Genomic DNA, 21022 nt, shown 5'->3' on the forward strand with positions numbered 1-21022 from the left:
GTTCTCCAGGTTGGACCACCCCGCTCCGGGTGGCTGCCGACGAAGTGGGCGCCGACTGCGTCAAAAATATGCAAAGTCGGGGTCCGAGATAAGGCCTCTCGTTGCGTAGCCGGCCTCCTATCGGCTTTTTCGACCTCTTCCAACGGAACTGATGTTTTTGCGCAACAACTTATGGCGACGAACCGGTGTCACTCATGTGGCCCCTTCAAGGCGGATCGCACATGGGCTAATCGACGGGTAGCGAGCGATTTGACGCGCGAGGCGCGTGGCGGGATTCGGAGCTTTGGAAATGGTTTTGCGCGGGGCGGCGGTTGTCCTGTTGGCGGTTCTTCTGGGTGCGTGCAGCAATGCACAGCGGCAGGCGGCACCCGAGGCGTCGTTGACGCCGCGGGATAAGAAGCTGCTGGCCAGTGCGCCGTACAAGAAGGTACTGCCGCCGGAGATGTATCAGCGGGCTATCGTCGATTATGCCGGCACGGAGAAGCCGGGCACCATCGTCGTCGATACGGACAAGAAGTTCCTGTATCTCGTCGAGGGCAACGGCAAGGCGATCCGCTACGGCGTGACCGTCGGCGAGGAAGGCCTCGCCTTCAAGGGCGAAGCCAAGGTGGGTCGCAAGGCCGAATGGCCGACCTGGACGCCGACCCCGGAGATCAAGCAGCGGCTGACGGGCATTCCGAATTTCGTTGGCCCCGGCCCGCACAACCCGATGGGTGCCCGCGCCCTTTATCTCTACCAGGGCAACAAGGACACGCTGTTCCGCATCCACGGCACCAACCAGCCCGAATATATCGGCTTCGCGATCTCCTCGGGCTGCATCCGTATGCTCAACGAGGACGTGATCGACCTCTATACCCGCGTCCCGCAGGGGGCCAACGTCGTCGTCCTCTGACGCTGGCCGCACGGTTCATATGAAAAGGGCGCTGCCGCTGGCAGCGCCCTTTTTGTTTGTGCGGGGCGACTCTGTGCCCTTGGTGCTGTCGTCCCGATCAGCCGTGCAGGCCGCTGGACGTCATGGCCAGGCCCGACCCGGCCATCCCCGGCCTTTTCGTGTGGCTCACCCGAAGTCATGCATCTCCGGGCCGAGCCCAGGATGCATGACCGGGATGCGTCGCCGCCTCACGCCGCCAGCAGGTTCTCGCGCACGGCATAGTCCAGCGTCTTGTCGAGCGCCCGGGTCAGGCGGTCGAACAATTCGTCGATCTCCGCGGGCGAAATGACCAGCGGCGGGCAGATGGTGACGGCGTCGCTGAACACGTTGCGCAGGATCAGCCCTTCCTGCTGGCAGAAGGCGACGCACTTGGCCGCCATGGCGAGCTTGGGGTCGAACTGGTGCTTGGTCTTCTTGTCCGCCACCAGCTCGATGCCGGCCACCATCCCCTTGCGGCGGGCTTCGCCCACCAGCGGGTGGTCTTCCAGCGCGGCGCAGCGGGCGTCGAACTGCGGGATCTTCGCCCGCACCCGCTCGAAGATGCTCTCGCGCTCGTAGATTTCCAGCGTCTTCACGGCCACGGCGGCGGCTACCGGGTGGCCGGAATAGGTGTAGCCATGGCCGAAGTTGCCGAGTTTGGTGCTCTCGGTCAGCATGGCCTCATACATCATCTCCGGAATCATCACCGCGCCGATCGGCTGGTAGGCGGAGGAAAGCGCCTTGGCGACGGAAATCGAATCGGGCTGCATCTCCATCGCTTCGCTGCCGAAGGCGGTGCCCAGGCGCCCGAAGCCGGTGATGACCTCGTCGCCGATGAAGAACACGTCGTACTTCTTCAGCACCGCCTGGATCTTCGGGTAATAGGTCTTCGGCGGCACGATCACCCCGCCGGCGCCCATCACCGGCTCGGCGATGAAGGCGGCGACCGTCTCCGGCCCCTCGGCGATGATGAGGGCTTCCAGGTCGGCGGCGAGGCGGGTGGCAAAGTCTTCCTCGGTCTCCCCCGCTTCCGCCAGCCGGTAATAATGCGGGCAACTGGTGTGCCGCACGCCGGCGATCGGCAGGTCGAAATCATTATGATTGCCGGCCAGGCCGGTCAGCGAGGCGGAGGCGATGGTCACGCCGTGATAGGCGCGCATGCGGGAAATGATTTTCTTCTTCTTCGGACGGCCCAACGCGTTGTTCATGTACCAGACGAGCTTCATCTGGGTGTCGTTGGCCTCGGAGCCGGAATTGGTGAAGAACACCTTGGAGATTGGCACCGGGGCCATCTCCTTCAGCTTTTCCGCCAGCTCGATCGCGGGATCGTGGCTCTTGCCGCCGAAGATGTGGGTGAAGGGCAGCTTGCGCATCTGCGTCGCCGCCGCATCGACCAGTTCGTCGTTGCCATAGCCCAGCGCCGTGCACCAGAGGCCGGCCATACCTTCGAGATAGGGCTTGCCGTCGACATCGTGAACCCACACGCCCTTTCCACGTTCGAGGATGAGCGGCCCGGTCTCGCGAATGCTGGCGAGATTGGTATAAGGATGGATGAGGGTCTCGACGTCGCGAGCCTGAAGATTGGTAAGCATGGCAGCTACTCCGCCGGCCGGGTGGAACCGAACCCACCCTAAAGCGCCAGCGGGCGCGCCGGAAGCGCGCCCTTGGTCGGAACTGCGTTCCTATTGACTTGTTCCGGGGGTTTCGACGGTAGCCGGGCCGTCAGGGGCCGGGTGATCCGCCCTTTCGGCATCTTCCCCATCGTCAGTCGCGGCCGGAATATCCGGCTTCCTCGGTGGGCTTGGCACCTTGGCCTGCGCCTCGGCGACGGCCCAGCGGCAAAGCACCGCCCCGCTGCGCCGTTCGGCCCGGTCCACGTGCAGGTGCAACTCGTGATAACCGTCGGAGCCGGGTCCGAGAATGGTAGTGAACTCGGCGCAGGCGCTCGCCTTCAGCAATTCCTGGAAGGCGACCGGCATGGGCTGGTCGGCGCTGCCCGGCGGGGGCACGCCGATGATAAAGCGCCGTCCATCCTTCAGCACATAGCCGCCGGTGTCGAGGGCGTTGCCCCTGCCATGCTCGCTGATCTTGGCGCCGGCGACGCGGTTGCGCGGCCGGCATTGCTGCGAGGCGGCGACCAGCACCTTGTCGAGCGGAGCGCCGAGCGTGGCCACCGCCGACTCTACCCCCTCGCGCACCCAGCGGGCGACGGCGGCGGCCATTTCGCAGCGCAGCGTCGCCGCCGGCTCCAGCGTTACCAGCCGCCCGTCCTTCATCCGGACAGCAGACAGGCTGACGCCCCTGTCGACGGTACAGGCGGCGTTGGTGGCCGTCACCGCGACGGGGGTGAAGACGCCGAGGTTCTCGTTCGACAGTTCCGGGCAGATGGTGGGGACAGCAACGCTGGATTGGGGCTCGCTTGCCGGGGCGGGCGTGGGGTCCGACGGCGGCACCGGTGGCAGGGCGGCCAGCTGGCGCTCCGGCCCGGGCGGGGGGAGAGGGACGGTAGCTTCGATAACGGGTTCAGCCCGCGCATCCGTGGGCGCTGACGAAGAGGGCGTCTCGGCCGGCTCAGCCGTGCCTTCGGGCGTGGACGAGACTGCGACGGACGGCTCCCGCCGGCTGGGTCGCGGCTCTATTGGGACCACGCGTGGGGCGGGCGGCGCCAGAGTCACGGGAGCGGAAACGTTGATATCAGCCGGGGCGCTCGCGGCGTCGGTCACGTCGCGTGGCGCGGGCGACGGAATGTCTGCCGCGGTGCTCGCCGCCGCCTCTATGTCCTGGGGGCGGGGGCGCGGCAGCGGAATGCTGGCATTCGCCCTCGGCTTGCTCGAGGCCTTGCGCCGGGCGGGTTTTTCCGGCGTTACGCCAAGCCATTCGCCGAGCTGACGGTTGACCGCCGTGCCGGCCTCGTCGATCGACTGTTTCAGCTCCTGCGCAGGCTGGGCCGCGAGCGGAGCGGCGCTCGCCATTGCCAGCGCCAGACCGGCGAGCGCCGCTAGGGGAAAAACGGGGCCGGATGGGAGCCGAGGAAAATCCATGCTATCAGGCCTCTAATGCCGGCTTACAGGCCCGGACGAACCGGATTGCGACAGACAGTGAACGCGCCACGCGCCATTCTGTTCGACAAGGATGGTACTCTTGTCGACTTTGACCACACTTGGGGACCCGCCGCCGGTGCGGTGATGCGACGTTTGGCGGGAGACGAGGGCGTGACGCTGGAACGTCTGTTCCACGCCAGCCACTATATCGCCGACGAGCGGCGCTTCCTGCAAACCTCGCCGCTGATCGCCGGCTCATCCCGTCAATATGGTCCAGCTTGGGCGGAGATACTGGCGCGGGTTGCCGATACGGCCTTTTATCATCAGGTCGACCTCCTCTTTTGCGAGGAGGGGGAGCGATTCCTCACGCCGATTGGCCGGCCGGCTGAAACGCTGGCGCGATTGCACGCCTTCGGGCTGCCGCTCGGTATCGCCACCAATGACGCGGAGCCGAATGCGCGCCTGCAGGCCGACCGTCTCGGTCTCTCGCCCTATCTGAGCGCTGTCTATGGCCATGATTCGGGCTATGGCTCGAAGCCGGCGCCCGGCATGGTGCAGGCCTTCGCCGCGCTGACGGGTCTGCCTGCGTCGGCCATCGCTTTGGTTGGTGACACACGGCATGATCTTGAGACCGCCCGTGCCGCCGGCGCGATGGCGGTGCTCGTCCGGTGCGGCCCGGCGCCCGTCGACGATTTCGCCCATGAAGCCGATCTGGTCGTCGACACGGTGGAAGAGCTTGCCACGCTGATCCTCGGCCCGGCGGGGGCCCAGGTCGCCATGGTGTGAGGCGAGCGGGAGAGTGTCAGCCATGATCCGCCGGCGGCTTTACATTGAGGAGCGGATGTCGCGGCTCGCCGTCTGGAGCCTGCGCACCGCCATCTTCGCCTTTCCGGTCACGTTCATCGGTGCGGTGCTCTTTGCCACCGAGACGCTCGATTTCCGCAGCGCGCTCTACACCGTGCTGGCGGGGGTGGCGGTGGCGGCGCTGGCGCTGGTGCTGGCGCTGGCGGGGTTCGTGGTGATCTGGAATGAGGGGCTGAAGGGGCTTTGGCGCGTCATCGGTGCCGCCGCGCTGGCGCTGGCGCTGATCATGCCGACGGCGACGCTCGCCGCTTTCGGCATGGGCGTGCGCAACCTGCCCGATGTGACCACCGACCCGCTGGACCCGCCGCATTTCGTCACCCTGGGTGCCGCTCGCTCGCGCGTCGCCAACAGCCTGGTCTATCCCGGCGACCGGCTGGCCGTGTTGCAGCTCGATCTTTACCCCGGCATCAAGCCGATGACCTTCGATGCCCCCCCTGACGAGATCTTCCGCGGGGTGCTGGCGTTGGCCAAGCGCCACAAATGGCTGATCGTCGATGCGGTGCCGCCGCGCGAGGGCCGCGATGGCCGGGTCGAGGCCGTGGCCCGCAGCCTGCCCTTCGGGCTGCGCGACGATCTGGTGATCCGCATCCGCCCGATCGCAACCGGCACACGGGTCGACATGCGCTCCACGGCGCGCAGCGGCGATGCCGATTTTGGCTCCAACGCACGGCGCATTTCCCAACTCTTTGCCGAACTCGCCGATCAGCAGGGGCGCCCGCTGCGCCGCTGACGCGGCCTGGGACCGCCCCTATACGTTCGGCGGCTCGGGACCCCAGCCGGCGTCAAACACGGTTCAGGGCAGGCGGTAGAGGCCGGTGAGCATCGCGGGGCCTTGAGTGACCACGTCGCCACGCTCCACCAGGTCCTCTAGATGCGCCAGCGTGGAAAGCCCCGCCGCGCCCGCCAGGCGGGGGTCGAGGCCGAAATAGATCGCCCGCACGATGTCCGGGATCGCGCGAGGCCCACGCTCCAGCGCCCGCAGGATCGCTGTCTCGCGCGACTGACGGTGACGCAGGAAGCGTTCCACGAAGGCCGGCCCCTGGGCGATCACGCCGCCATGGCCGGGCAGATACAGCGACTCCGGCCGCTCGCCGAGCCGGCGGAGCGATTCCATGTAGTCGTTCATCGAGCCATCGGGCGGCGCCACCACGGTGGTGGACCAGCCCATGACATGGTCGCCGACAAAGATGGCCCCAGCCTGCTCCAGCACGAAGGCCATGTGGTTGGCGGTATGTCCGGGCGTCGCCAGTGCCGTGAGCGTCCAGCCGGCGCCTTCCACCCGCGCGCCGTCGGCCAGCGCGACATCGGGCAGGAAGGCACGGTCGCCGGCGGAATCGAGCCCGGGGGTCTCCTCAGCGTGCAGCCGTCGCGCAGCACGGTGCGGGCCTTCGGCATAGGTCGGGGCCCCCGTTGCTGCCTGCAGCGCCGTCAGCGCGCCGCTATGGTCACGATGGGTATGGGTGAGCATCAGGTGCGTCACCCTCTCGCCGCTCACCGCCGCCAGCACGGCGGCGACATGCGAGGCGTCGTCCGGCCCCGGATCGATGATCGCCACCTCGCCGCGCCCGACGATATAGGTGCAGGTGCCGGTGAAGGTGAACGGCCCGGGATTGGGCGCCAGCACCCGGCGCACGCCCGGCGCAACTTCTTCCACCACCCCCGGCAGGGCGTCGAAGCGCCGGTCGAAGGGAATGTCTTCCGCCATGATGTGCCTCTCGCGGCCGCCGCTTCGCCCGTCGGCTCCAACCCGTTTGCGCGCCGGCCCCGGCGCGTCTATTCAGCTATTGCGCGGCCTGCCTATCGCAAGGATGAGGGATGGACAAACTGCTTGACGGCTATCGCCGCTTTCGTGCCACCGCCTGGCCGGAGCGCAAGGCGCTTTTTGAAAGGCTGGCGTCTCTCGGGCAAAAGCCGCAGACGCTGGTCATCGCCTGTTCCGACAGCCGCGTCGATCCGTCCATGATTTTCGACGCCGGGCCGGGCGAACTCTTCGTTGTGCGCAACGTCGCAAATCTGGTCCCGCCCTACACGATCCCCGATCACCTGCACCACGGCACCAGCGCGGCCATCGAGTTTGCCGTTCGGGTCCTGGAGGTGCGCGAGATCGTGGTGCTCGGCCACGCGCTATGCGGCGGTGCCGGCGCGCTGATCGACGGGGCGCCGCCGCAGGCGCAGGACTTTTTGCCCGACTGGATCCAAATCGGCGGCCCGGCCCGCGACATCGCTCTCAAGCTCAGCGACGATCCCGCCGAGCGCCGGACGATTCTCGAATATCAGTGCGTCAAGCTTTCGCTGCGCAATCTTGAAACCTTCCCCTGGGTCCGCGAGCGGATCGAGGACGGCCGTCTCGCCTTGCAGGGTGCCTATTTCGCCGTGGCCACCGGCGTGCTTGAAAAGCTGCGCCCGGATGGGACCTTCACGCCAGCCTAATACTTTCGGCGCATCATAATGGAACCCAGCCGTCCACCCGAGCGTTTCGCGGATGGCCGGGTTCTCCCGACCTTCAGTCACGGCGGGAGGATGTGCCATGGGACTGCTCTCGAAAGATATCAGGTCACTCGATGACCTCCTCGTCCAGGGTCTGGGCGAGCTTCTCTATACCGAGCGTCGGATTGCCAAGACGCTGGCGATTATGGCTGGCAAGACATCGGACGCGGCCCTGTGCCGGGCGTTGGACGAGTGCGCGAACGCGGGCACCGCCAACGTCACCCAGATCGAACAGGTCTGCCAGCGGCGCGATTGCCGGCCGCAGGTTGCGGAAAGCCCGGCCATCGATGGCATCTTCATCAGTGCGGAAGAGCTCTCCGGCGAAATCGACGATTGCCGCGTGCTCGACACCGCCGTTGCCGGCGCCGTCCAGTCGGCTGCAACCTATGCTTCGGCGCGCTATGCCATGCTGATGGGGTGGCTCGACGCCGTTGGGCGTCCCGATTGCGCGCGGCTGTTGCAGGCCGGGCTGGTTCAGCACCAGCGGACAGCGGAGACGATGCGCCAGCTGGCCGAGAAGCGGCTGAATCCCCGTGCGCTGGGGAAGGGCGGACATGGGCCAGTGGCCGTGGCGATCGCCAGCTGAGGCCTTGCACGCGATTCCTGCCGCCTAGGCATTGGCGCGCCGGCACGCCTCGGCGAGCCGGTCCGGGTCGCCGGCGAGCGCTTCGACCGCGACCCAGCGGTTCCAGTCCGCCGCCAGGCTCCAACCCGGCCGGCCGACAAAGGCCAGCGGCAGCCGGTAGTGCATCACGGCGCGCGGCTTCACCTTTCCGCGAATGCGCGGCCCCACCTGCTCAGGAAACAGCTGCAGAAAGAGCGGGAGCAGATCGAGCGATCGCTTGCGCGTCGGATTGGCCGCCAGATAGTCGGCGCAGAGATCGCCGAGGTCCGGCCGGTAGTCGGGTGACAGCACCCGGCGCACATAGGTCGACGGATAGGGCGGCGGGGCGTAAAGGCGCATCAGCCAGCTTGTGAGGCTTTCCGCCCGCAGGCGGGGCTCCAGCACCAGATAGGCCTGCAACAGCCGCAGCAGGGTCGGCGCATCCGTGGCCACGGGCATGATGTTGAAATGCAGTCCGAGCGAATCGGTCAGGATCGCTCCTTCGCCGCCCGCTCCCGACTCGCGCAGCGCCTGTGTGACCGTGTCGAGTTCGCCCAGTCGTGCCGGGTCCAGCGGCGCCGTGATCATCTCGCGCGGCACGAAGGGCTGCACCGCCGTGCCCAGCCAGGAGGCGAGCGGCGGCGCCAGCCAGCGCCCCGGCCCGTCGCGCCGGGGATGGACATGACGCATGTCCAGCTCGATGCCTATATCGCCAAGGCGCGAGCCCGCCAGCCGGTAGGCGTAGGGGTCTTCCTCCTCAACCGTGCCGCCGAGCACGACCTGCAGGCGTTCCGCCGCCTTTCGTTCGGACAGATGGACGAATTCGATCTCGACGCCCACCAGACGCGGGCGCCCCTCCACGGTCAGTGGCGAGGGCAGCGGCTGGAAGGACGGGGAAGGCGCGCTCACGCGAGGCGCCAAGGGGACTGGTTCATCCACCGGATATGGGGAGGGCACGCGCCTTGTCCAGATCGCACGCACGCCGCCGCCACCGCCCCGAAGGGCGGTGGGTCGACTCGGCAGAAACGTGGATAGTCTCGGGAAAGTATGGTCGGAGTGGCAGGATTTGAACCTGCGACCCCCTCGTCCCGAACGAGGTGCGCTACCAGGCTGCGCTACACTCCGCCTTGGCGCGAGCCTCTAGCATGCGAATGAGCGGGCCGACAAGGGGCCTGCCACCACTTGCTTGGGGATCGGTGGATAAGCTGCCTGTGGCCTGCCCGAGCGTCGAGGTTGAAAGCGGCGGCCAGCTGTGGCTATCTCCGCGCCCACGGAACGCGCCGGCCCGGTCGCGAACCCGTTGGGGCGTCGCCAAGCGGTAAGGCAGGGGATTTTGATTCCCCCATGCGGAGGTTCGAATCCTCCCGCCCCAGCCATTTTTCTGTTTCATGTCAATGGCTTGCACCTAGGACGCGCCGGACAAAAGCGAACAGACCGAGAATTTCGGCCGCACAAAAGTCGGCACAATTCCCTGCCCACCTGCGCCATGCTTTCGGCTCGCTTTACCGGTGGCGCGCATGCTTAAGCGCGCGATTGCTTTTTCCCGCCTCATCTGGCTGCGCCTTTGGCTCTGGTGGGTCCGCTCCCCTTGCCCAGATAATTGCCCGCGTCGCGGGCCGGGCGGAGAAATGTGCAGGGAGTGCATGGGCTGGTGGGCGATCAAATAGCCCGCTCACCGCTCGGTCGGCACATCCGGCGGCAGCATGGTGAGCGCGATTCGCTTCGACCCGCATTCCGCGCAGCGCAGCCTCGGCACCAGGTCGGCATGCAGCGCGCCGTGATCCGGCCCGAGGCGCGCGGCGAGCGCCGGCAGGTCAAGCTCACGATGATGCCGGCACGCCACGCACGTCGCGCGGATGCCGGTGCCGCTGGCGATGCACTCGCCGAGGGTGCCATTAGAAGAGCCCATGCGGGGCAATATAGCATCGGGCCAACAGGTGAGCGGCAAGCAGAGCGAAGAGATGGAGACGGCGTGATGTGGACGGTGGAGAAGGTGGCAAGGGCGCTGTGCGAGGCAGACAACCTCGATCCCGACGAGACAGACCCGGCGGATATTTCCGGTAAGCGACTACCCTATTGGCGACGGTATGTTCCGCGCGCAGTGGCTGCCATAGAGGCAATGCGGGAGCCAATTGAGGCGATAAGGACCGATGGCAGCGACGAGATGAAAAATAGTTCCGAGGTTTGGCGCGCCATGATCGACGCAATTCTTGCGGAGGGCACCTAACGCGAAAAAGCCCCGCCGCCCGTGAGGGCAGCGGGGCGAGGTGACAGATAGGATCGCCCGAAGGCAAGAGCCGGGAGGCGTCCCGGCGGCGATCCGCGCTCCCGCGCGAATGTCAGCTTATTTTATCTACACACCAAAAACCTGTTGCGCGCTCGAATTGTCGTGTGTATATTAATTCACATGGACGGCGGCGTTGCGGCGCGACACAGGAGAGCAAGATGGGCTTCACGGTTTATGCGATCCACGGCGCCGAAGCCGGCAAGCTCGAAACCGTGAAGGCCGAAATGCTTTCGCTCGGCGCACCCACGATCAAAGTTGTTGATTGCGGCGACCACTACATGGCGCTTGAGGGCTCCCATCGTCTCGCCGCCGCCCACGCTCTCGGCATCATCCCTGCGCTTGAAATTCTCGAGCAGAATGATGACCTCGACATTTCTGGGTTCGATTGGTTCGACGGGGCCAACTGGTCTGCCACCGTTTACCCGGCCGGCGAAGTCGCGGGCGAACTGTTCTCGCCCGCTCAGGCCGTCGACTATCGGTTCGACGCATGACCGCCGCCACCCCCAAGCGCCCGCGCGGACGCCCACCGGTTGCGGACGACAGCAAGGCCGTCCGCATCAACATCTCTCTCTCGCCCGAGGCCGTCGCCTTGATTGATGCTCGCGTTGAGCCCGGCCAGCGATCGAAAGAGATCGAGCGCCTCATCATGGAGAGCGTCGACAAGCCGGCGGGGTGACGCCGACCTATCCATCCGCGATATCCTTGATTTCGCCGGGCGCCCACGTCGATCGCGGCATCTGCGGCGCGTCGTGCAGCCCGGCCCGTGATTCCTCGGCCGCGCGGAAGAGAAAAGCGCCGAGCGCCTCGATGTACTCCGGCGAGCCATGTACCCGGGTATGGCCGAGCCGGACGAAGATCATGCCAAGCTTCCTGTCGAAGACGATGCGTTCCGCTTCTTCCGCCATCGCTCACACCTCCGGCAGCGCGGGCGGCGCTGGCCATTTCCCTTCATAGGGGTCAAGCCGGGCGGCAAGCCGGGCCTGCTTTATCAGGCGCTCGACAGCCTCCCATTGCTCCAGCGCGCAGGTGCCGGCCCCGCCCGGCCACGCGATTGTGAGCCGGCCGGTTGCCGCGTCGAAGCTGGAGCGGGTGGGGTTATTGCCGTTCAAGGCGCTCGATCCGGCTGTCATGCTTGTCGACCGTGACCGCAAGCCCCGCCAGCTTTTCATCGGTGCGGACCCATCGCTCCATGAGGTCCACCTGCCGCGCTTGCGTCTGCGCCTGCGCCGACATCTGCGCCTCCAGCACGCCAATGCGCGCGTGCAGGAGGCCGTAGGCATAGCCGGCCGACATCAGCGCCCCCATGAAGGCGGCAATGTTGACGATGTTGATGGTGTAGTCGAAGCGGAATCGGGTGGCATCGGCGGGGCGCGGCATCTCGCTCATCAGCTGCCACCCCGCCAGTTGCAAAGATCACGCCCCACCGCGTTGTGCGCCTTCACCTGACGGATGGTCGGGTCGGTGTCGGCGCTCGCCCAGGTGATCGGCCGGAAGGCGCCGCACGCCCCCCTAGTCGCGGCGGAAGGTGTCGTCGTCGCGCAGCCGGCCGTCATCAGCATTGCGGCGATCAGCAGCAGCCCGCGCGTCATCCGCGCGCTCGATCGTGCGAAGCACATCCTTCTCTCCTTCCGCGATGCAGGCGGCCCGGCCTTCCGAGCGGCCCTTGAGATAGATCCCGCTCACCGCTCCGGCGGCGAGCAGGGCGATGAGCACATAGCGGCCGATGGGGCCGGTGAAGAATGAAAGCAGCCCGACCAAGAACGTCATGGCTCAAGCCTCCCAATCCGGCAGATCGACGGTGTGCCCGGCGAGGTCATGCGTGCAGTCGGCGAGGAACTGGATTCGGCCGTCGGTGACGAAGGAATGGCAGACGATTTGGCGGGGATCGACGTGCTTGCCTGCCATCACCTGCTCGCGCTCCTCGTCGGTAAGGCGGTCGACGCCACGAACCAGAACGGAGGGCGTGAAGGTCGGCGCGTCGGGATTGCCGTTGTACCCCCAGCGCGGGCCGGAACCCTCTCCGACGCGGACCATGTGCCCCCCGTCGCAGCCGGGACACCAGAACATCAGCCCGCCGCCTTCGACCGATCGGAGCTTGCGCGAAATCATGCCCATGGCTCACTTCCTCCGCCGCCAGATCAGGAACCCGGCGCCGGCGGCGAGCGCCAGCGCGAGCCCGAGCCCGAGCCCGATGAAGAGGGCCACAGGCGGCCCGCCAGTGGCAGGATCATGCGGCGGGGTGATGGGGGCCGCTGGCGCCTCAACAGGCGCCACAGGCGCGGGCGGCGGCGCCTTGGTAGCGGCGCGCATCTCCAGCCCGGTCACGCACAGTTCGCCCTCGCCAATCCGGGTTGCGTCGCCCATCTCCCGGCGGAGCTGGAGCCCCCGGATCACCTTGCCGCCGGCGCGGTTGAACGCCGTCGCAGCGTCGCAGCTCTCCCGGTACTTTCCCTCGCGGGCGAGCCGGGCCGCCGTCGATTTGCAGGCGCCGCTGGCGCCGATATTCCACGCCAGCGAGATCATCATCGCGCCCCAGCTGGCCGGGGCCTTGTCGAAGCCGGCGATGCAGCGCGTGAGCGGCGTGTAATAGTCGCTGATCAGCCGCACCCGCAGGCGCCGATCACAGCCGGCCCGTGTCTCCACCATGCCGGGGCGCACATTCTGGGTGTCGCCGGCGCAGATGGTCCACACGGGCGGCTTGGCTATCTGGTCGAGATAGGCGCGAAGCTCGACGCTCTCCCATGGCTCGACAAGCGATTCCATCGCGAGCACGACAGAGGGCGGCACTTTCTCGCCGGTCGGCAGCAGGATATAGCCGCCGGCCGTGGCGGTCGCGAGCACGGCAGCAATCGCCGCCGAAGCCCGCTTGGACGGGCGCAGCTTGGACATGGTCAATCCTCGTGGATGGAGGACTGCGCGATGAAGCGCGCGGCGAGCGCGGCACAGGCGGCAAGCCCGGCGGCGAGGCGCAGGGCAAGCGACACCTCTGGCAGGCGCTCGATGGTGATCTGCAGGGCGACGTTGACGCCCTCGCAAAGGCCCGCCAGCAGGCCAAGCCGCACGCTCCAGGCGCGCAGAAGCACCCTGCGCCAGTTGGGTATGAGGCGCATGGCCAGGTCTCCAGATTGTCAGGAATCAAGAAGGCCGCCCGGTGGGGCGGCCTGAGTGGTTTCAGTGGCGGCGCGACCCGCTTGGTGGCGGCCCGGCGGAATCGGCTATGTGCTCGGCAAGCGCCAGCACCAGCATCGAGGCGATGTGGCCCGCCAGAGAAAGCCCCGGCTCGGCGCGCAGGCGATCGTGAAGGCGCTGGGCCTCTTGGCGCAGCATCAGCAGGTGGTCGAGATTGGAAGGCATTGTCGTCCCCTTGGGTTGCAAGGGGGATAGGCTCGCACGCGCAGGTGCCGGGATATTACAGAGCCAGGGCCGATCCTGACCGCAGCCGCCTCAAGATATGGGAAAGCCGCCCGGAGGCGGCTGCGGTCAGGTCGCGCTGAATTCGATGGCTATCCGAAAATCGCCATCGGGTAGTTGTACAGCCGCTTTTCGCTGTCAGAAGGATCTCGCCAGCCGGCGACGATGCCCCAAAAGGTGGAGTAGGCATCAACGGAATCGGACCCTTCCCACACCTGCAGCTTGCCGGCGGGGGTCACCGCCGCGAGCGCGTCGGCGTAGCTGATGACGCCTCCTTCGCCCCATTCGCGCCCGCCTGGCAGCGTCGCAGGAAGGAAGCCGTTGGAAATAGAGAGCCATTCGTCGGCGTCCGGCTTTTCCAGCACAGAGAACATAGCGCCGTAGTGAGTCACGACGCCGGGGAAAGGCCCGAGCACGTCGGCATCGTACCCGTTAGCCGCCGGGTCTGTGGTCAGTCGCACGTTGAAGCTCTCGGGGCCATAGCCCAGCGCCGCGCCGATCGCGTCGGCGGCGACCTTCGACGCTGCGGTAACAAGCATGACGGTTGGTGTATTCATTCTGGCCTCCTGCGATTAGGGCATAATCTTGGCGAGAGCGGCCTCAAGAGCCGCCATATCTAGCGACGCCTGCGCCAGCACAACGGTGGACATAGCCCCGGTTAGGTAGGCGCCTCCGAAAGTTGCCGCGCCTATCCGCACGTTCGCGGCTTGGTTGGCGTCTGGCGTGTTCTGCGCAGGCGTCAAGGTGTTGTTCGCCACAACTGCGCCGTTCACCGATATATCGGCACCCCCTGCTGCGTACCGCCCTCGCCCGATAAGTCGGTTCCATGTGCCGGAAGTGATGGCTGCCCCCGCCACCGAAGTGTTCGCGGCCACGTCGGTTGATCGCGTTTGCAGCAAGGGCGCCGTCGCGCCTGGCGAAAAGCCTATATAACCCCGGACGGACCCCACGCCGGCATTGACCGGATAGTATAGAATGGCACCAGTTGTCGTATTCCGCACCACGCCCGCATAGGTCAAGGCTGCCTGATTGCGCGAAAAACCTGCCGAATCATGAACGTCCATGTAATCGTTGATGCCGTCGTAAACGAGTACCGGGTGCCCGTTTGGCCCAACGTCCACAACGCCATTAAGCACGCAGCGCGGCTGACTGCCGGAACTTAATTGCACAAGGTCGTGCCCTTGCCCGGCCTTGTCGTAATCCCGTATGACAGTGAGGGACCCGCCGCCGGCGACGGCGAGCAGCCAATCCTTGTCCACCCAGCCGTCAGGCGTAAAACCGATGTCTTCCTCTCCAGCGTCAATAGACCGGCGCACGCGCCAGCACAGGCCAGTGTAAGACGAGAGGGAGCGATGCGGGCCGGGCAGAGCGTAGAGCGGCCCTAGCCCGTCCAGCGGGCCGATGAAGGACGGGGTCCGGTGCCGCCAGAAACCATAGCCGAATCCATATCCACCCATCACGAGATCCTCGGTGCTGCGGTCTTGTACGTCTGCGCGGCATCGAGCCGCCCGGCATCGCCCAGCGTCCAGGCGAGCCATGCCTCGGTGCGCGCCGCGTCGTCGGCGGAAAGGTAGCTGTCGGCGAACACATGGGAGGAAAGGCCGCCAAAGGAGGCAAGCGTGTAGTCGCCGGCATCATCGACAAAGGCCGGCACGCTTGAGGTGCCCGAAGCCGAGGCGGCGCCGTCGATCCGGAAATTATAGGTTCCGGCCGGCCGCGCGCTTTGTGCTGTCACCAGATAGGTGCCGCCGTCGACAATGTCTTGCCCGCTCTGCTGGATATTCTCGACATTGGAACTCGTCACCGCAATCGTGCGCAGGCCCGAAACACTCGCCGGGAAAGCCCATCGTTTGAGCATCTGCCACGTGCCGGGCCGGCCGTTGCCATAGATCTGCGCCCAGTTGACCGGGTCGGTTTCCCGAAAGTGCATCAGGCCGATGAAGCTGCGCGCCCCCGGCGCCGGGGAGAGATTGGAGACCAGCAGAGTGCGGTCGAAATCGGTGAATATCTCGGGGCACCCATCCGCCCCGGTCGCCTGATAAAGCGGGCGCAGCGCTGGTGTCGGCTGGGTGTAGTACATGGCACCGGAGATCGGCGTCCAGCCATAGAGCCGCAGGCTGTCGAGATAGAGCCCCTGACGGATGTCGAAGGCACCGACAAGGCCCGGCAGCGCCTTCGGCGTCCACATCTGGATCGTGTTGCTCACCTTGTCGCCGACACGATAGGTGATCGCCCGCCCCTCCAGCGCCAGCGTCATTTCCCAGTCCTGCGCCGTCTCGCCGGGCAGGTCGACGCCATCCACCCGCCACACGCCGCCGGGCTGGTCGGCATGATAGACCGAGCCGGCATAGCCGCCTGTCACCGCCTCGGCGTCGATGGTGATGACGGGCGGCAGCACCCGCCGGCGCGTGATCACAAGCCCCGAGCCGACACCGCTCACGGCGCGGCCTCCGGCCAGGTAAAGGGGCAGGCTCCGGCCAGCTCGGTGCGCCAGTCATCAAGGCCCGGCGCCGGCCGTGCGCCGGCCTCCACCTCGGCGAGCGCCGCCGTCGCATAAGCCCATATGGCCGAGCGCCACGCCTTCAGCGCCGCCGCCTCGGCCGCGAAGGCGGGGTGCGGATCATCGAGATAGGAGACACCGGAGAGAATGCTGTCATAGCCGCGCTCGCGCGCCCGCGTGTCCAGCATCGCCTGCGCGGCGGCGGCATAGTCCGCAAGGCTCGGCAGCGGCGTGGGCGGGGCCTCGGCGCTCAAGCCGCCGTCGGCCGGGTCGCCGAGGGTGGAGACGATCACCGGCGTGCCGGCCGCATTCCACCACGTCTCGCCGCGATGGTCGGGCACAAGGCCCCATTCCTGCCCGTCGAACACCGCCGCCTGCTTTGGGCCGGGCATGGGCGGTGTGCGGCGCGTGCTGTTGTGCGGCATCACATAGCGGTCACCCGCCAGCGGGTCGCGCGCGGCATCTGTCGCGCCGGTATATTCGCCGGTCGCGCCGTCATAGCCATAGACTTTCATCGGGAAGCCCTCAGAACTTGATCGCGTAAAGCACCGCGACATTTCGACTGCGCGTCTCGCTGCCGTGATTGCCGGTGGTGGGGTTCGAGGTGTTAGCCGGGTTGTTGCCGGCCGAACCGCCATCGCCCCAGCCGAGGCCGACGCTGTTCGGCACGTTGATCTGGTGGATATGGTCCTGCAGCTGATGGTTCTGCCAGGAGCCGAGCGCGCGCCCGCTATCCACGCCGCGCCCGTCATCCCACGCGCGATCTGTTTCGCCGCGTAGATCCGGCAGCCGGAAGGTGCCGCCGCCGTTCTCGCGGAAGCGGAAGGTGCCGGCCGCCCACACGCCGGATGAATCCACCAGCCCGTGGTGCTTGGCCCAGCCATAGAGCGCGGCATAGGTCGTGGTGCTGATATCGCCGCCATTGAGCTTCAGGGTGCCTCGCCGCGCCGTCGAGCGGCCGAGCTTCACCAGGTCGCCAATGCCGTCGCTGGCATAGCCGGCATAGCTTGCCCCGTTGGCGTCATAGACCGCCCAATTCATGGTGTCGGCATAGTCGACATGATAGACCGGGCCGCTATCCGTGCCCGGCAGCGCGGAGCCGGAGGCCAGCGCCACCACGGCGCCGGTGAAGGTGAGCCGGGCGGCGAGCTCGTCGATCGCGCCCTGCACATGGGTCGCCGCCAGCTCGGATTCCGTGTTGTCATAACGGATATTGGTCGAGTCGAAGGTGTCGGCCTCGATGCCCTCGGGGTCGTAGATTGCGGCGTTCATCGCACCGACATTGGCATCCTGCGCCTCAGCGATCAGCGTGCCGAGCGTTGCGGTGATCTCATAGAAGCCCGCCGCCACATAGAACGCCGCCGCGCCGTCATCGTCGGCATCGAAGGGGTTGCCCAGTGGCACGGCGCCGGCCTTGTCGGCAAAGAGCGCCGGCAGCAGGCCGGTCGCCTCATTGCGCACCGTCACCTGCGCGCCGGGCATCACATTGCCGGCCTCATCCGTGATCGTCGCCTGCCAGCGGTAAAGCGTCATGTCGCGGCCCTCGCTCTATCGTGCGGGTGCATCACACCAGGCCGATGATGCCGGTCGCCGTGGTGCCGGTGGACCACACGCGGCGCGCGCGAATGTCGAGCGGCGCGCCGCCGGGATGCGTGAACGTCACCTCCCCGCCGCCCTTCATCGTCACCTTGACGGTGCCCGCACCGCCGATCCACAGCGCCCGGGGCAGTATCGCGAGATCGGCACCATCCGCCGGGGTGATGGCGAAAGCGTCGTCCGCCGGCGCGGTCAGGCCAGTGGAAAAATTGGCGAAAGTGTCGGCCATGGTCTGCTCCTAGTTGATCTGCGCGCCGCGAATGTCCGCGGTGCCCGAAATGGTGAGGTGGCTCACGCCATCGATCGCCGCGCCGGCCGCCCCGCCGGTGACGAACCCACTGGAGCCGCTTGGCCGGCCGGCCTGTCCCGGCCCGCCACCGCGCCCGGCCACGCCGAAGCCCACGCCCGGCGCCTCCGAGGTGCCGGCGGCCCCGTTGCCACTGCCCGGCCCGCCCTTGCCGCCGATCGCGCCCTGTCCGCCGCCGCCGCCGAAGACCGTGCCGCCATTGACATAGGCGACGCCGCCACCGCCGCCGCCCCACACGCCGCCACCCTCGAATTGCAGCGTCGCCGCCTGCGCCAGCTTCAAGGCCGGGCCGCCCGGCTTGCCGAACAGTTCCTGCTGCCAGCCGCCATTGCCGCCGGCGCCCTGTATGCGCCCGCGCAGGATGATGGTGGGCGTGGTGAAGCCCGGCCACTCGCCGAGGTCGATCGCCGGCAGCGCCGTGGAATTCGAGCCGACCACCACCCCGGCCTCGATGACGAATGTCACCGTGTCGCCGGTGGTGGGCGCCGGGTAGCTGTAATCGTGGATCTGCCGAAGGTTGAGGTTGAAATCATTGGCGTCGATGGTGAGCACGCGATTCAGCAGGTCATCGTCATCGAGAATGAGGAAGCGCATCTCCTCGGCTTCCACCTCATATTCCGTCGCGCTCGGCCGCACGCTCACCACCTGCACCGGCACCAGCTCCGGCTCGCCCGTATCCGTCTGCAGGATGCGCGAGGCGAGGAAATAGCCGCGCCCCGCCAGCGGCGTCAGTCGCCCGCCGCGCAGGATGGAAAAGGTGAAGCGGCGCGGCGCGTCGCGAAAGCGGCCGAGGAGAATGTTATTGACGCGCTGCGCCACCACCCGAGCGAAGGCGGAAATCCAGCTGCCATGGATCTTGCGATAGGCCGGCGAGCCATAATCGGCCTGCGCATCAGCATCGATCGTCAGTGCGGCCGAGCGGTAATTGTCGGCATCGTCGGCCTTCTGGGTCGGGTCGCGCTGGCCGAAATAGGTCCACACCTGCGACAGCCGCTCTTTCGGCTGCTCGCGCACCCGCAGCGTGCCGGCCATCATCACCGCGTCGTCGATCACCTCGGAATTCGCCGGCACCTGACGCAACACCTGCAGCCGCATCTGCCGCGCCGCGTCGTCATCCCATACCGCCAGCCCGGCCTGCTCTATAAGCGCCTCGACCAGTTCATCGACATCGGTCGGTTCGGGGAGGTGGCGGGAGAATACCCGGCGCAGAAACGTTTCGCACTCCGCCTCCCACTCGGCGAGCGGGATATAGGTATCAGGCACCTCGGCATAGTTCACCATCAGGTCGTTGATGATGAAGGCCGGGGTCTTGCCGACATAGTCGAGGCACAGCTGCACCCGGTCCTGCGCCTCATGCGCGATTGCCGCGGTGCCGCGCTGCCCCCTTGTGAGTGTCAGGGTGTCGCCGGAGCGCGTGAAGGCGCAGGATTCCTTGCCCGCGATGCACACAAAGCCGCTGGCAGGGTATTCGGCATTCCCCACCCCGGAAGGGGCCAGCGTCGCTGTGGTGGCGCCCGAGGTGAGATCCGCCAGCAGGAAGCCGTTGGAAGGCTTTGGCGCCTGCGCCCGGTCGCCGCTGAGCAGCTTCAGCGTATCCTTGGCGGTGATGGTGAAGGCGCCGTCGAGCGATGGCCCCTCGAAACTCTCGATCAGAAAATGGTGCGTCTCCATCTGGTCGAGGCTCTGGCCGAGGCTGCCCTCGATCACCCGCAGCGCCCGGTGGCGCAGATAGGGCTGGCGCGCCCGGAACTTCCCCCAAAAGGTGCCGGTGGCGAAGGGCACATAGTCCCGCTCGGTGCGGTAGGGATCGAAGCCCAGCGGGCTGTCGCCCCACCGGAAATCTTTGAACCGCACCGAGGCCGAGGCCCGCGTGCCCAGATCCTTGCCGAGCGAGATCACCGCAGGCGTCAGGCTCACATCGTCGAGGCAGCCGATCGCCTCAATCCCGCTGGCCGCCAGGTCCGCCGTGCCCTTGGCGAAGCGCAGCGTCAGCGGCGTGGCGGCTGCCGCGTAGTTCTCCCGGTCCTGGCAGGTGCGCTTGGTATTGAAGCATTTGCGCGTGCCGGTCGGCGCCTCGCCGGTCAGGGTCGCCGTGCAGGGTGCCGTGCCATAGGAGAGCGAGCACACTTCAAGGTCGATCTCGACAAAGGTGATCGCCCTCATAGCGCCACCGCATCGATCTGCAGCGTGACATGCACCATCACCCCCTCGCCGGTCATTTCCGGGTCAGGGCGAAGGTCGCCCTTCAGCACGCCATAACCGACATCGCCGGGGTAGAGCGCCGGCAGGAAACAGAAGAAAAACGGCGTTTCCAGCGCCGCCCGCGCGAAGGCGCCCATATTCGCCCGAAACCATGCGTCCGGCAGATAACGGAAGGTCACGGCGGTCGAGAGCGCCCGGCGGGTCACGATGCGGCCGAGATAGTCGCCGCTCTCCGCCATGCCGGTGACAATGTCCGTCGAGCCCGCAAAGGGGATCGGCGTGGAACCGGGCTGAATGCCGCGCGGCACGCGGGTAAGCCGTCCGATATAGACCACCGCCATCCGGGGCGCCGCCGCGCCATCCGGCATCGCCAGGCGCAGGCGTAGCGCCCCGCCGGGATAGGTCAGCGGGAATATCAGCATCAGCGGCGCATCGCCCGCCGGCACCAGCGGCGCCGCCAGTTCAATCCACTCGCCCTCATCCTCGGGATCGGGGATTTCAAGCGAGAGATTGCAGCCGATCGAGCCGAGATTGTGCCGCTCGATCCCGACATAATCGACGCCCACCCCGCCAGGGATGGCGAAGGTCACGGTCTGCTCGTCTGCGCTGGAGGATCGCCAGCCCTCCGCCGTGGTGGGCAGTGCCATGTTGCTGGCGGGATAGCCGGGCAACTCGAATTCGGCGGTGATGCCGCCCGCCTGCACCACGTTGTGCCAGCCGATGGCCGGCGCGGCCGCGTCGGTGCTGGTGAGCGGTTCGGAAAGCACCAGGGCGGAAGTAAGCACAAGCGCCATGATCAGCAGCCCCGCGCGC

The 21022-nt window shown here is 67.0% G+C and carries 28 protein-coding genes and 2 tRNA genes; 9 read left to right on the plus strand and 21 right to left on the minus strand.

Annotated features, from left to right (window positions below; all coding sequences use genetic code 11):
- Positions 1–289: 289 nt before the first annotated feature.
- The gene (locus J2S76_RS20700; RefSeq protein ID WP_307063622.1) at positions 290–892 is read left to right on the plus strand and encodes a L,D-transpeptidase; all 603 of its coding nucleotides are present in this window, start codon (positions 290–292) and stop codon (positions 890–892) included.
- A gap of 227 nt (positions 893–1119) precedes the next feature.
- Here the strand turns inward: J2S76_RS20700 and J2S76_RS20705 are convergent, their stop codons facing one another.
- Together J2S76_RS20705 and J2S76_RS20710 are read right to left on the minus strand one after the other, a co-directional pair.
- Positions 1120–2502: an aminotransferase gene (locus J2S76_RS20705; RefSeq protein WP_307063624.1), complete on the minus strand. Its 1383-nt coding sequence runs from the start codon at positions 2500–2502 to the stop codon at positions 1120–1122.
- Positions 2503–2592: 90 nt separating this feature from the next.
- A complete protein-coding gene (locus J2S76_RS20710) occupies positions 2593–3882 on the minus strand; it encodes an extensin family protein (RefSeq protein ID WP_307063627.1) in 1290 nt (429 codons plus the stop codon).
- A gap of 126 nt (positions 3883–4008) precedes the next feature.
- Here J2S76_RS20710 and J2S76_RS20715 point away from each other — a divergent pair, with 126 nt between their 5' ends.
- Complete coding sequence (locus tag J2S76_RS20715) at positions 4009–4737, plus strand: HAD family hydrolase (protein ID WP_307063629.1); 729 nt, start codon at positions 4009–4011, stop codon at positions 4735–4737.
- 22 nt (positions 4738–4759) lie between these two features.
- Positions 4760–5545: a DUF1499 domain-containing protein gene (locus J2S76_RS20720; protein WP_307063631.1), complete on the plus strand. Its 786-nt coding sequence runs from the start codon at positions 4760–4762 to the stop codon at positions 5543–5545.
- A 63-nt stretch (positions 5546–5608) separates the two neighbouring features.
- Here J2S76_RS20720 and J2S76_RS20725 read toward each other — a convergent pair whose 3' ends face one another.
- Complete coding sequence (locus tag J2S76_RS20725) at positions 5609–6520, minus strand: MBL fold metallo-hydrolase (protein WP_307063633.1); 912 nt, start codon at positions 6518–6520, stop codon at positions 5609–5611.
- Positions 6521–6630: 110 nt separating this feature from the next.
- Here J2S76_RS20725 and J2S76_RS20730 point away from each other — a divergent pair, with 110 nt between their 5' ends.
- Positions 6631–7245, plus strand: a complete 615-nt coding sequence (locus tag J2S76_RS20730) for a carbonic anhydrase (RefSeq protein ID WP_307063634.1) — start codon at positions 6631–6633, stop codon at positions 7243–7245.
- A 97-nt stretch (positions 7246–7342) separates the two neighbouring features.
- On the plus strand, positions 7343–7888 hold the full coding sequence (locus J2S76_RS20735) for a YciE/YciF ferroxidase family protein (RefSeq protein ID WP_307063637.1): 546 nt from the start codon (positions 7343–7345) through the stop codon (positions 7886–7888).
- Between the two features lie 24 nt (positions 7889–7912).
- Here J2S76_RS20735 and J2S76_RS20740 read toward each other — a convergent pair whose 3' ends face one another.
- Together J2S76_RS20740 and J2S76_RS20745 are read right to left on the minus strand one after the other, a co-directional pair.
- Positions 7913–8815 carry an amidoligase family protein gene (locus J2S76_RS20740; protein ID WP_307063638.1) on the minus strand — a complete coding sequence of 301 codons (903 nt, stop codon included), beginning with the start codon at positions 8813–8815 and terminating at the stop codon, positions 7913–7915.
- Between the two features lie 139 nt (positions 8816–8954).
- Positions 8955–9031 (minus strand) — tRNA-Pro (locus J2S76_RS20745).
- A gap of 176 nt (positions 9032–9207) precedes the next feature.
- Here J2S76_RS20745 and J2S76_RS20750 point away from each other — a divergent pair.
- The 4 genes from J2S76_RS20750 (at position 9208) to J2S76_RS20765 (ending at position 10869) form a co-directional block, all read left to right on the plus strand.
- Positions 9208–9282, plus strand: a tRNA-Gln gene (locus tag J2S76_RS20750).
- Positions 9283–9671: 389 nt separating this feature from the next.
- Complete coding sequence (locus J2S76_RS20755) at positions 9672–10133, plus strand: hypothetical protein (protein ID WP_307063639.1); 462 nt, start codon at positions 9672–9674, stop codon at positions 10131–10133.
- A 218-nt stretch (positions 10134–10351) separates the two neighbouring features.
- Entirely contained in the window at positions 10352–10684 is a 333-nt protein-coding gene (locus J2S76_RS20760; RefSeq protein ID WP_307063641.1) for a hypothetical protein, read from the plus strand.
- Entirely contained in the window at positions 10681–10869 is a 189-nt protein-coding gene (locus J2S76_RS20765) for a hypothetical protein (RefSeq protein ID WP_307063643.1), read from the plus strand. The genes J2S76_RS20760 and J2S76_RS20765 overlap by 4 nt, the downstream gene beginning before the upstream one ends.
- A gap of 7 nt (positions 10870–10876) precedes the next feature.
- Here J2S76_RS20765 and J2S76_RS20770 read toward each other — a convergent pair whose 3' ends face one another.
- The 16 genes from J2S76_RS20770 to J2S76_RS20845 all read right to left on the minus strand — a co-directional run bounded on the left by J2S76_RS20770 (position 10877) and on the right by J2S76_RS20845 (position 21003).
- Positions 10877–11098: a hypothetical protein gene (locus J2S76_RS20770; RefSeq protein WP_307063645.1), complete on the minus strand. Its 222-nt coding sequence runs from the start codon at positions 11096–11098 to the stop codon at positions 10877–10879.
- A gap of 3 nt (positions 11099–11101) precedes the next feature.
- Entirely contained in the window at positions 11102–11302 is a 201-nt protein-coding gene (locus tag J2S76_RS20775) for a hypothetical protein (RefSeq protein WP_307063646.1), read from the minus strand.
- On the minus strand, positions 11289–11579 hold the full coding sequence (locus tag J2S76_RS20780; protein WP_307063647.1) for a hypothetical protein: 291 nt from the start codon (positions 11577–11579) through the stop codon (positions 11289–11291). Before J2S76_RS20780 ends, J2S76_RS20775 begins: the two co-directional genes overlap by 14 nt.
- A 123-nt stretch (positions 11580–11702) precedes the next feature.
- Positions 11703–11960: a hypothetical protein gene (locus tag J2S76_RS20785; protein WP_307063649.1), complete on the minus strand. Its 258-nt coding sequence runs from the start codon at positions 11958–11960 to the stop codon at positions 11703–11705.
- A gap of 3 nt (positions 11961–11963) precedes the next feature.
- Positions 11964–12308: a ubiquitination-like system serine protease family protein gene (locus tag J2S76_RS20790; protein WP_307063650.1), complete on the minus strand. Its 345-nt coding sequence runs from the start codon at positions 12306–12308 to the stop codon at positions 11964–11966.
- Positions 12309–12311: 3 nt separating this feature from the next.
- Entirely contained in the window at positions 12312–13082 is a 771-nt protein-coding gene (locus J2S76_RS20795) for a lysozyme (RefSeq protein WP_307063652.1), read from the minus strand.
- A gap of 2 nt (positions 13083–13084) precedes the next feature.
- Entirely contained in the window at positions 13085–13303 is a 219-nt protein-coding gene (locus tag J2S76_RS20800) for a DUF7940 domain-containing protein (RefSeq protein WP_307063654.1), read from the minus strand.
- Between the two features lie 61 nt (positions 13304–13364).
- Positions 13365–13547 (minus strand): hypothetical protein, encoded by a 183-nt coding sequence (locus J2S76_RS20805; RefSeq protein WP_307063656.1) that lies wholly within the window; start codon positions 13545–13547, stop codon positions 13365–13367.
- A 149-nt stretch (positions 13548–13696) separates the two neighbouring features.
- The gene (locus J2S76_RS20810) at positions 13697–14161 is read right to left on the minus strand and encodes a hypothetical protein (RefSeq protein WP_307063658.1); all 465 of its coding nucleotides are present in this window, start codon (positions 14159–14161) and stop codon (positions 13697–13699) included.
- A 15-nt stretch (positions 14162–14176) separates the two neighbouring features.
- Positions 14177–15061 (minus strand): LamG-like jellyroll fold domain-containing protein, encoded by an 885-nt coding sequence (locus J2S76_RS20815; RefSeq protein ID WP_307063660.1) that lies wholly within the window; start codon positions 15059–15061, stop codon positions 14177–14179.
- Positions 15061–16044 carry a hypothetical protein gene (locus J2S76_RS20820; RefSeq protein WP_307063662.1) on the minus strand — a complete coding sequence of 328 codons (984 nt, stop codon included), beginning with the start codon at positions 16042–16044 and terminating at the stop codon, positions 15061–15063. The genes J2S76_RS20815 and J2S76_RS20820 overlap by 1 nt, the downstream gene beginning before the upstream one ends.
- A complete protein-coding gene (locus J2S76_RS20825) occupies positions 16041–16619 on the minus strand; it encodes a hypothetical protein (RefSeq protein ID WP_307063664.1) in 579 nt (192 codons plus the stop codon). Before J2S76_RS20825 ends, J2S76_RS20820 begins: the two co-directional genes overlap by 4 nt.
- A 10-nt stretch (positions 16620–16629) precedes the next feature.
- Positions 16630–17637 carry a phage tail protein gene (locus J2S76_RS20830; protein WP_307063665.1) on the minus strand — a complete coding sequence of 336 codons (1008 nt, stop codon included), beginning with the start codon at positions 17635–17637 and terminating at the stop codon, positions 16630–16632.
- Between the two features lie 31 nt (positions 17638–17668).
- Positions 17669–17929: a spike base protein, RCAP_Rcc01079 family gene (locus tag J2S76_RS20835; RefSeq protein WP_307063667.1), complete on the minus strand. Its 261-nt coding sequence runs from the start codon at positions 17927–17929 to the stop codon at positions 17669–17671.
- Between the two features lie 9 nt (positions 17930–17938).
- Entirely contained in the window at positions 17939–20170 is a 2232-nt protein-coding gene (locus tag J2S76_RS20840) for a hypothetical protein (RefSeq protein WP_307063668.1), read from the minus strand.
- On the minus strand, positions 20167–21003 hold the full coding sequence (locus tag J2S76_RS20845) for a hypothetical protein (protein ID WP_307063670.1): 837 nt from the start codon (positions 21001–21003) through the stop codon (positions 20167–20169). The genes J2S76_RS20840 and J2S76_RS20845 overlap by 4 nt, the downstream gene beginning before the upstream one ends.
- Positions 21004–21022: the final 19 nt, after the last annotated feature.

Source organism: Ancylobacter vacuolatus, assembly GCF_030813595.1.
Lineage (GTDB): Bacteria > Pseudomonadota > Alphaproteobacteria > Rhizobiales > Xanthobacteraceae > Ancylobacter > Ancylobacter vacuolatus.

Coding starts and splice junctions, on each gene's coding strand:
- J2S76_RS20795 (WP_307063652.1), bottom strand. CDS start 13,082: ATGTCCAAGCTGCGCCCGTCCAAGCGGGCTTCGGCGGCGATTGCTGCC.
- J2S76_RS20840 (WP_307063668.1), bottom strand. CDS start 20,170: ATGAGGGCGATCACCTTTGTCGAGATCGACCTTGAAGTGTGCTCGCTC.
- J2S76_RS20810 (WP_307063658.1), bottom strand. CDS start 14,161: ATGAATACACCAACCGTCATGCTTGTTACCGCAGCGTCGAAGGTCGCC.
- J2S76_RS20710 (WP_307063627.1), bottom strand. CDS start 3,882: ATGGCGAGCGCCGCTCCGCTCGCGGCCCAGCCTGCGCAGGAGCTGAAA.
- J2S76_RS20825 (WP_307063664.1), bottom strand. CDS start 16,619: ATGAAAGTCTATGGCTATGACGGCGCGACCGGCGAATATACCGGCGCG.
- J2S76_RS20735 (WP_307063637.1), top strand. CDS start 7,343: ATGGGACTGCTCTCGAAAGATATCAGGTCACTCGATGACCTCCTCGTC.
- J2S76_RS20785 (WP_307063649.1), bottom strand. CDS start 11,960: ATGACGTTCTTGGTCGGGCTGCTTTCATTCTTCACCGGCCCCATCGGC.
- J2S76_RS20760 (WP_307063641.1), top strand. CDS start 10,352: ATGGGCTTCACGGTTTATGCGATCCACGGCGCCGAAGCCGGCAAGCTC.
- J2S76_RS20755 (WP_307063639.1), top strand. CDS start 9,672: ATGCAGCGCGCCGTGATCCGGCCCGAGGCGCGCGGCGAGCGCCGGCAG.
- J2S76_RS20765 (WP_307063643.1), top strand. CDS start 10,681: ATGACCGCCGCCACCCCCAAGCGCCCGCGCGGACGCCCACCGGTTGCG.
- J2S76_RS20845 (WP_307063670.1), bottom strand. CDS start 21,003: ATGGCGCTTGTGCTTACTTCCGCCCTGGTGCTTTCCGAACCGCTCACC.
- J2S76_RS20730 (WP_307063634.1), top strand. CDS start 6,631: ATGGACAAACTGCTTGACGGCTATCGCCGCTTTCGTGCCACCGCCTGG.
- J2S76_RS20830 (WP_307063665.1), bottom strand. CDS start 17,637: ATGACGCTTTACCGCTGGCAGGCGACGATCACGGATGAGGCCGGCAAT.
- J2S76_RS20770 (WP_307063645.1), bottom strand. CDS start 11,098: ATGGCGGAAGAAGCGGAACGCATCGTCTTCGACAGGAAGCTTGGCATG.
- J2S76_RS20780 (WP_307063647.1), bottom strand. CDS start 11,579: ATGAGCGAGATGCCGCGCCCCGCCGATGCCACCCGATTCCGCTTCGAC.
- J2S76_RS20800 (WP_307063654.1), bottom strand. CDS start 13,303: ATGCGCCTCATACCCAACTGGCGCAGGGTGCTTCTGCGCGCCTGGAGC.
- J2S76_RS20815 (WP_307063660.1), bottom strand. CDS start 15,061: ATGGGTGGATATGGATTCGGCTATGGTTTCTGGCGGCACCGGACCCCG.
- J2S76_RS20705 (WP_307063624.1), bottom strand. CDS start 2,502: ATGCTTACCAATCTTCAGGCTCGCGACGTCGAGACCCTCATCCATCCT.
- J2S76_RS20725 (WP_307063633.1), bottom strand. CDS start 6,520: ATGGCGGAAGACATTCCCTTCGACCGGCGCTTCGACGCCCTGCCGGGG.
- J2S76_RS20720 (WP_307063631.1), top strand. CDS start 4,760: ATGATCCGCCGGCGGCTTTACATTGAGGAGCGGATGTCGCGGCTCGCC.
- J2S76_RS20790 (WP_307063650.1), bottom strand. CDS start 12,308: ATGGGCATGATTTCGCGCAAGCTCCGATCGGTCGAAGGCGGCGGGCTG.
- J2S76_RS20700 (WP_307063622.1), top strand. CDS start 290: ATGGTTTTGCGCGGGGCGGCGGTTGTCCTGTTGGCGGTTCTTCTGGGT.
- J2S76_RS20835 (WP_307063667.1), bottom strand. CDS start 17,929: ATGGCCGACACTTTCGCCAATTTTTCCACTGGCCTGACCGCGCCGGCG.
- J2S76_RS20805 (WP_307063656.1), bottom strand. CDS start 13,547: ATGCCTTCCAATCTCGACCACCTGCTGATGCTGCGCCAAGAGGCCCAG.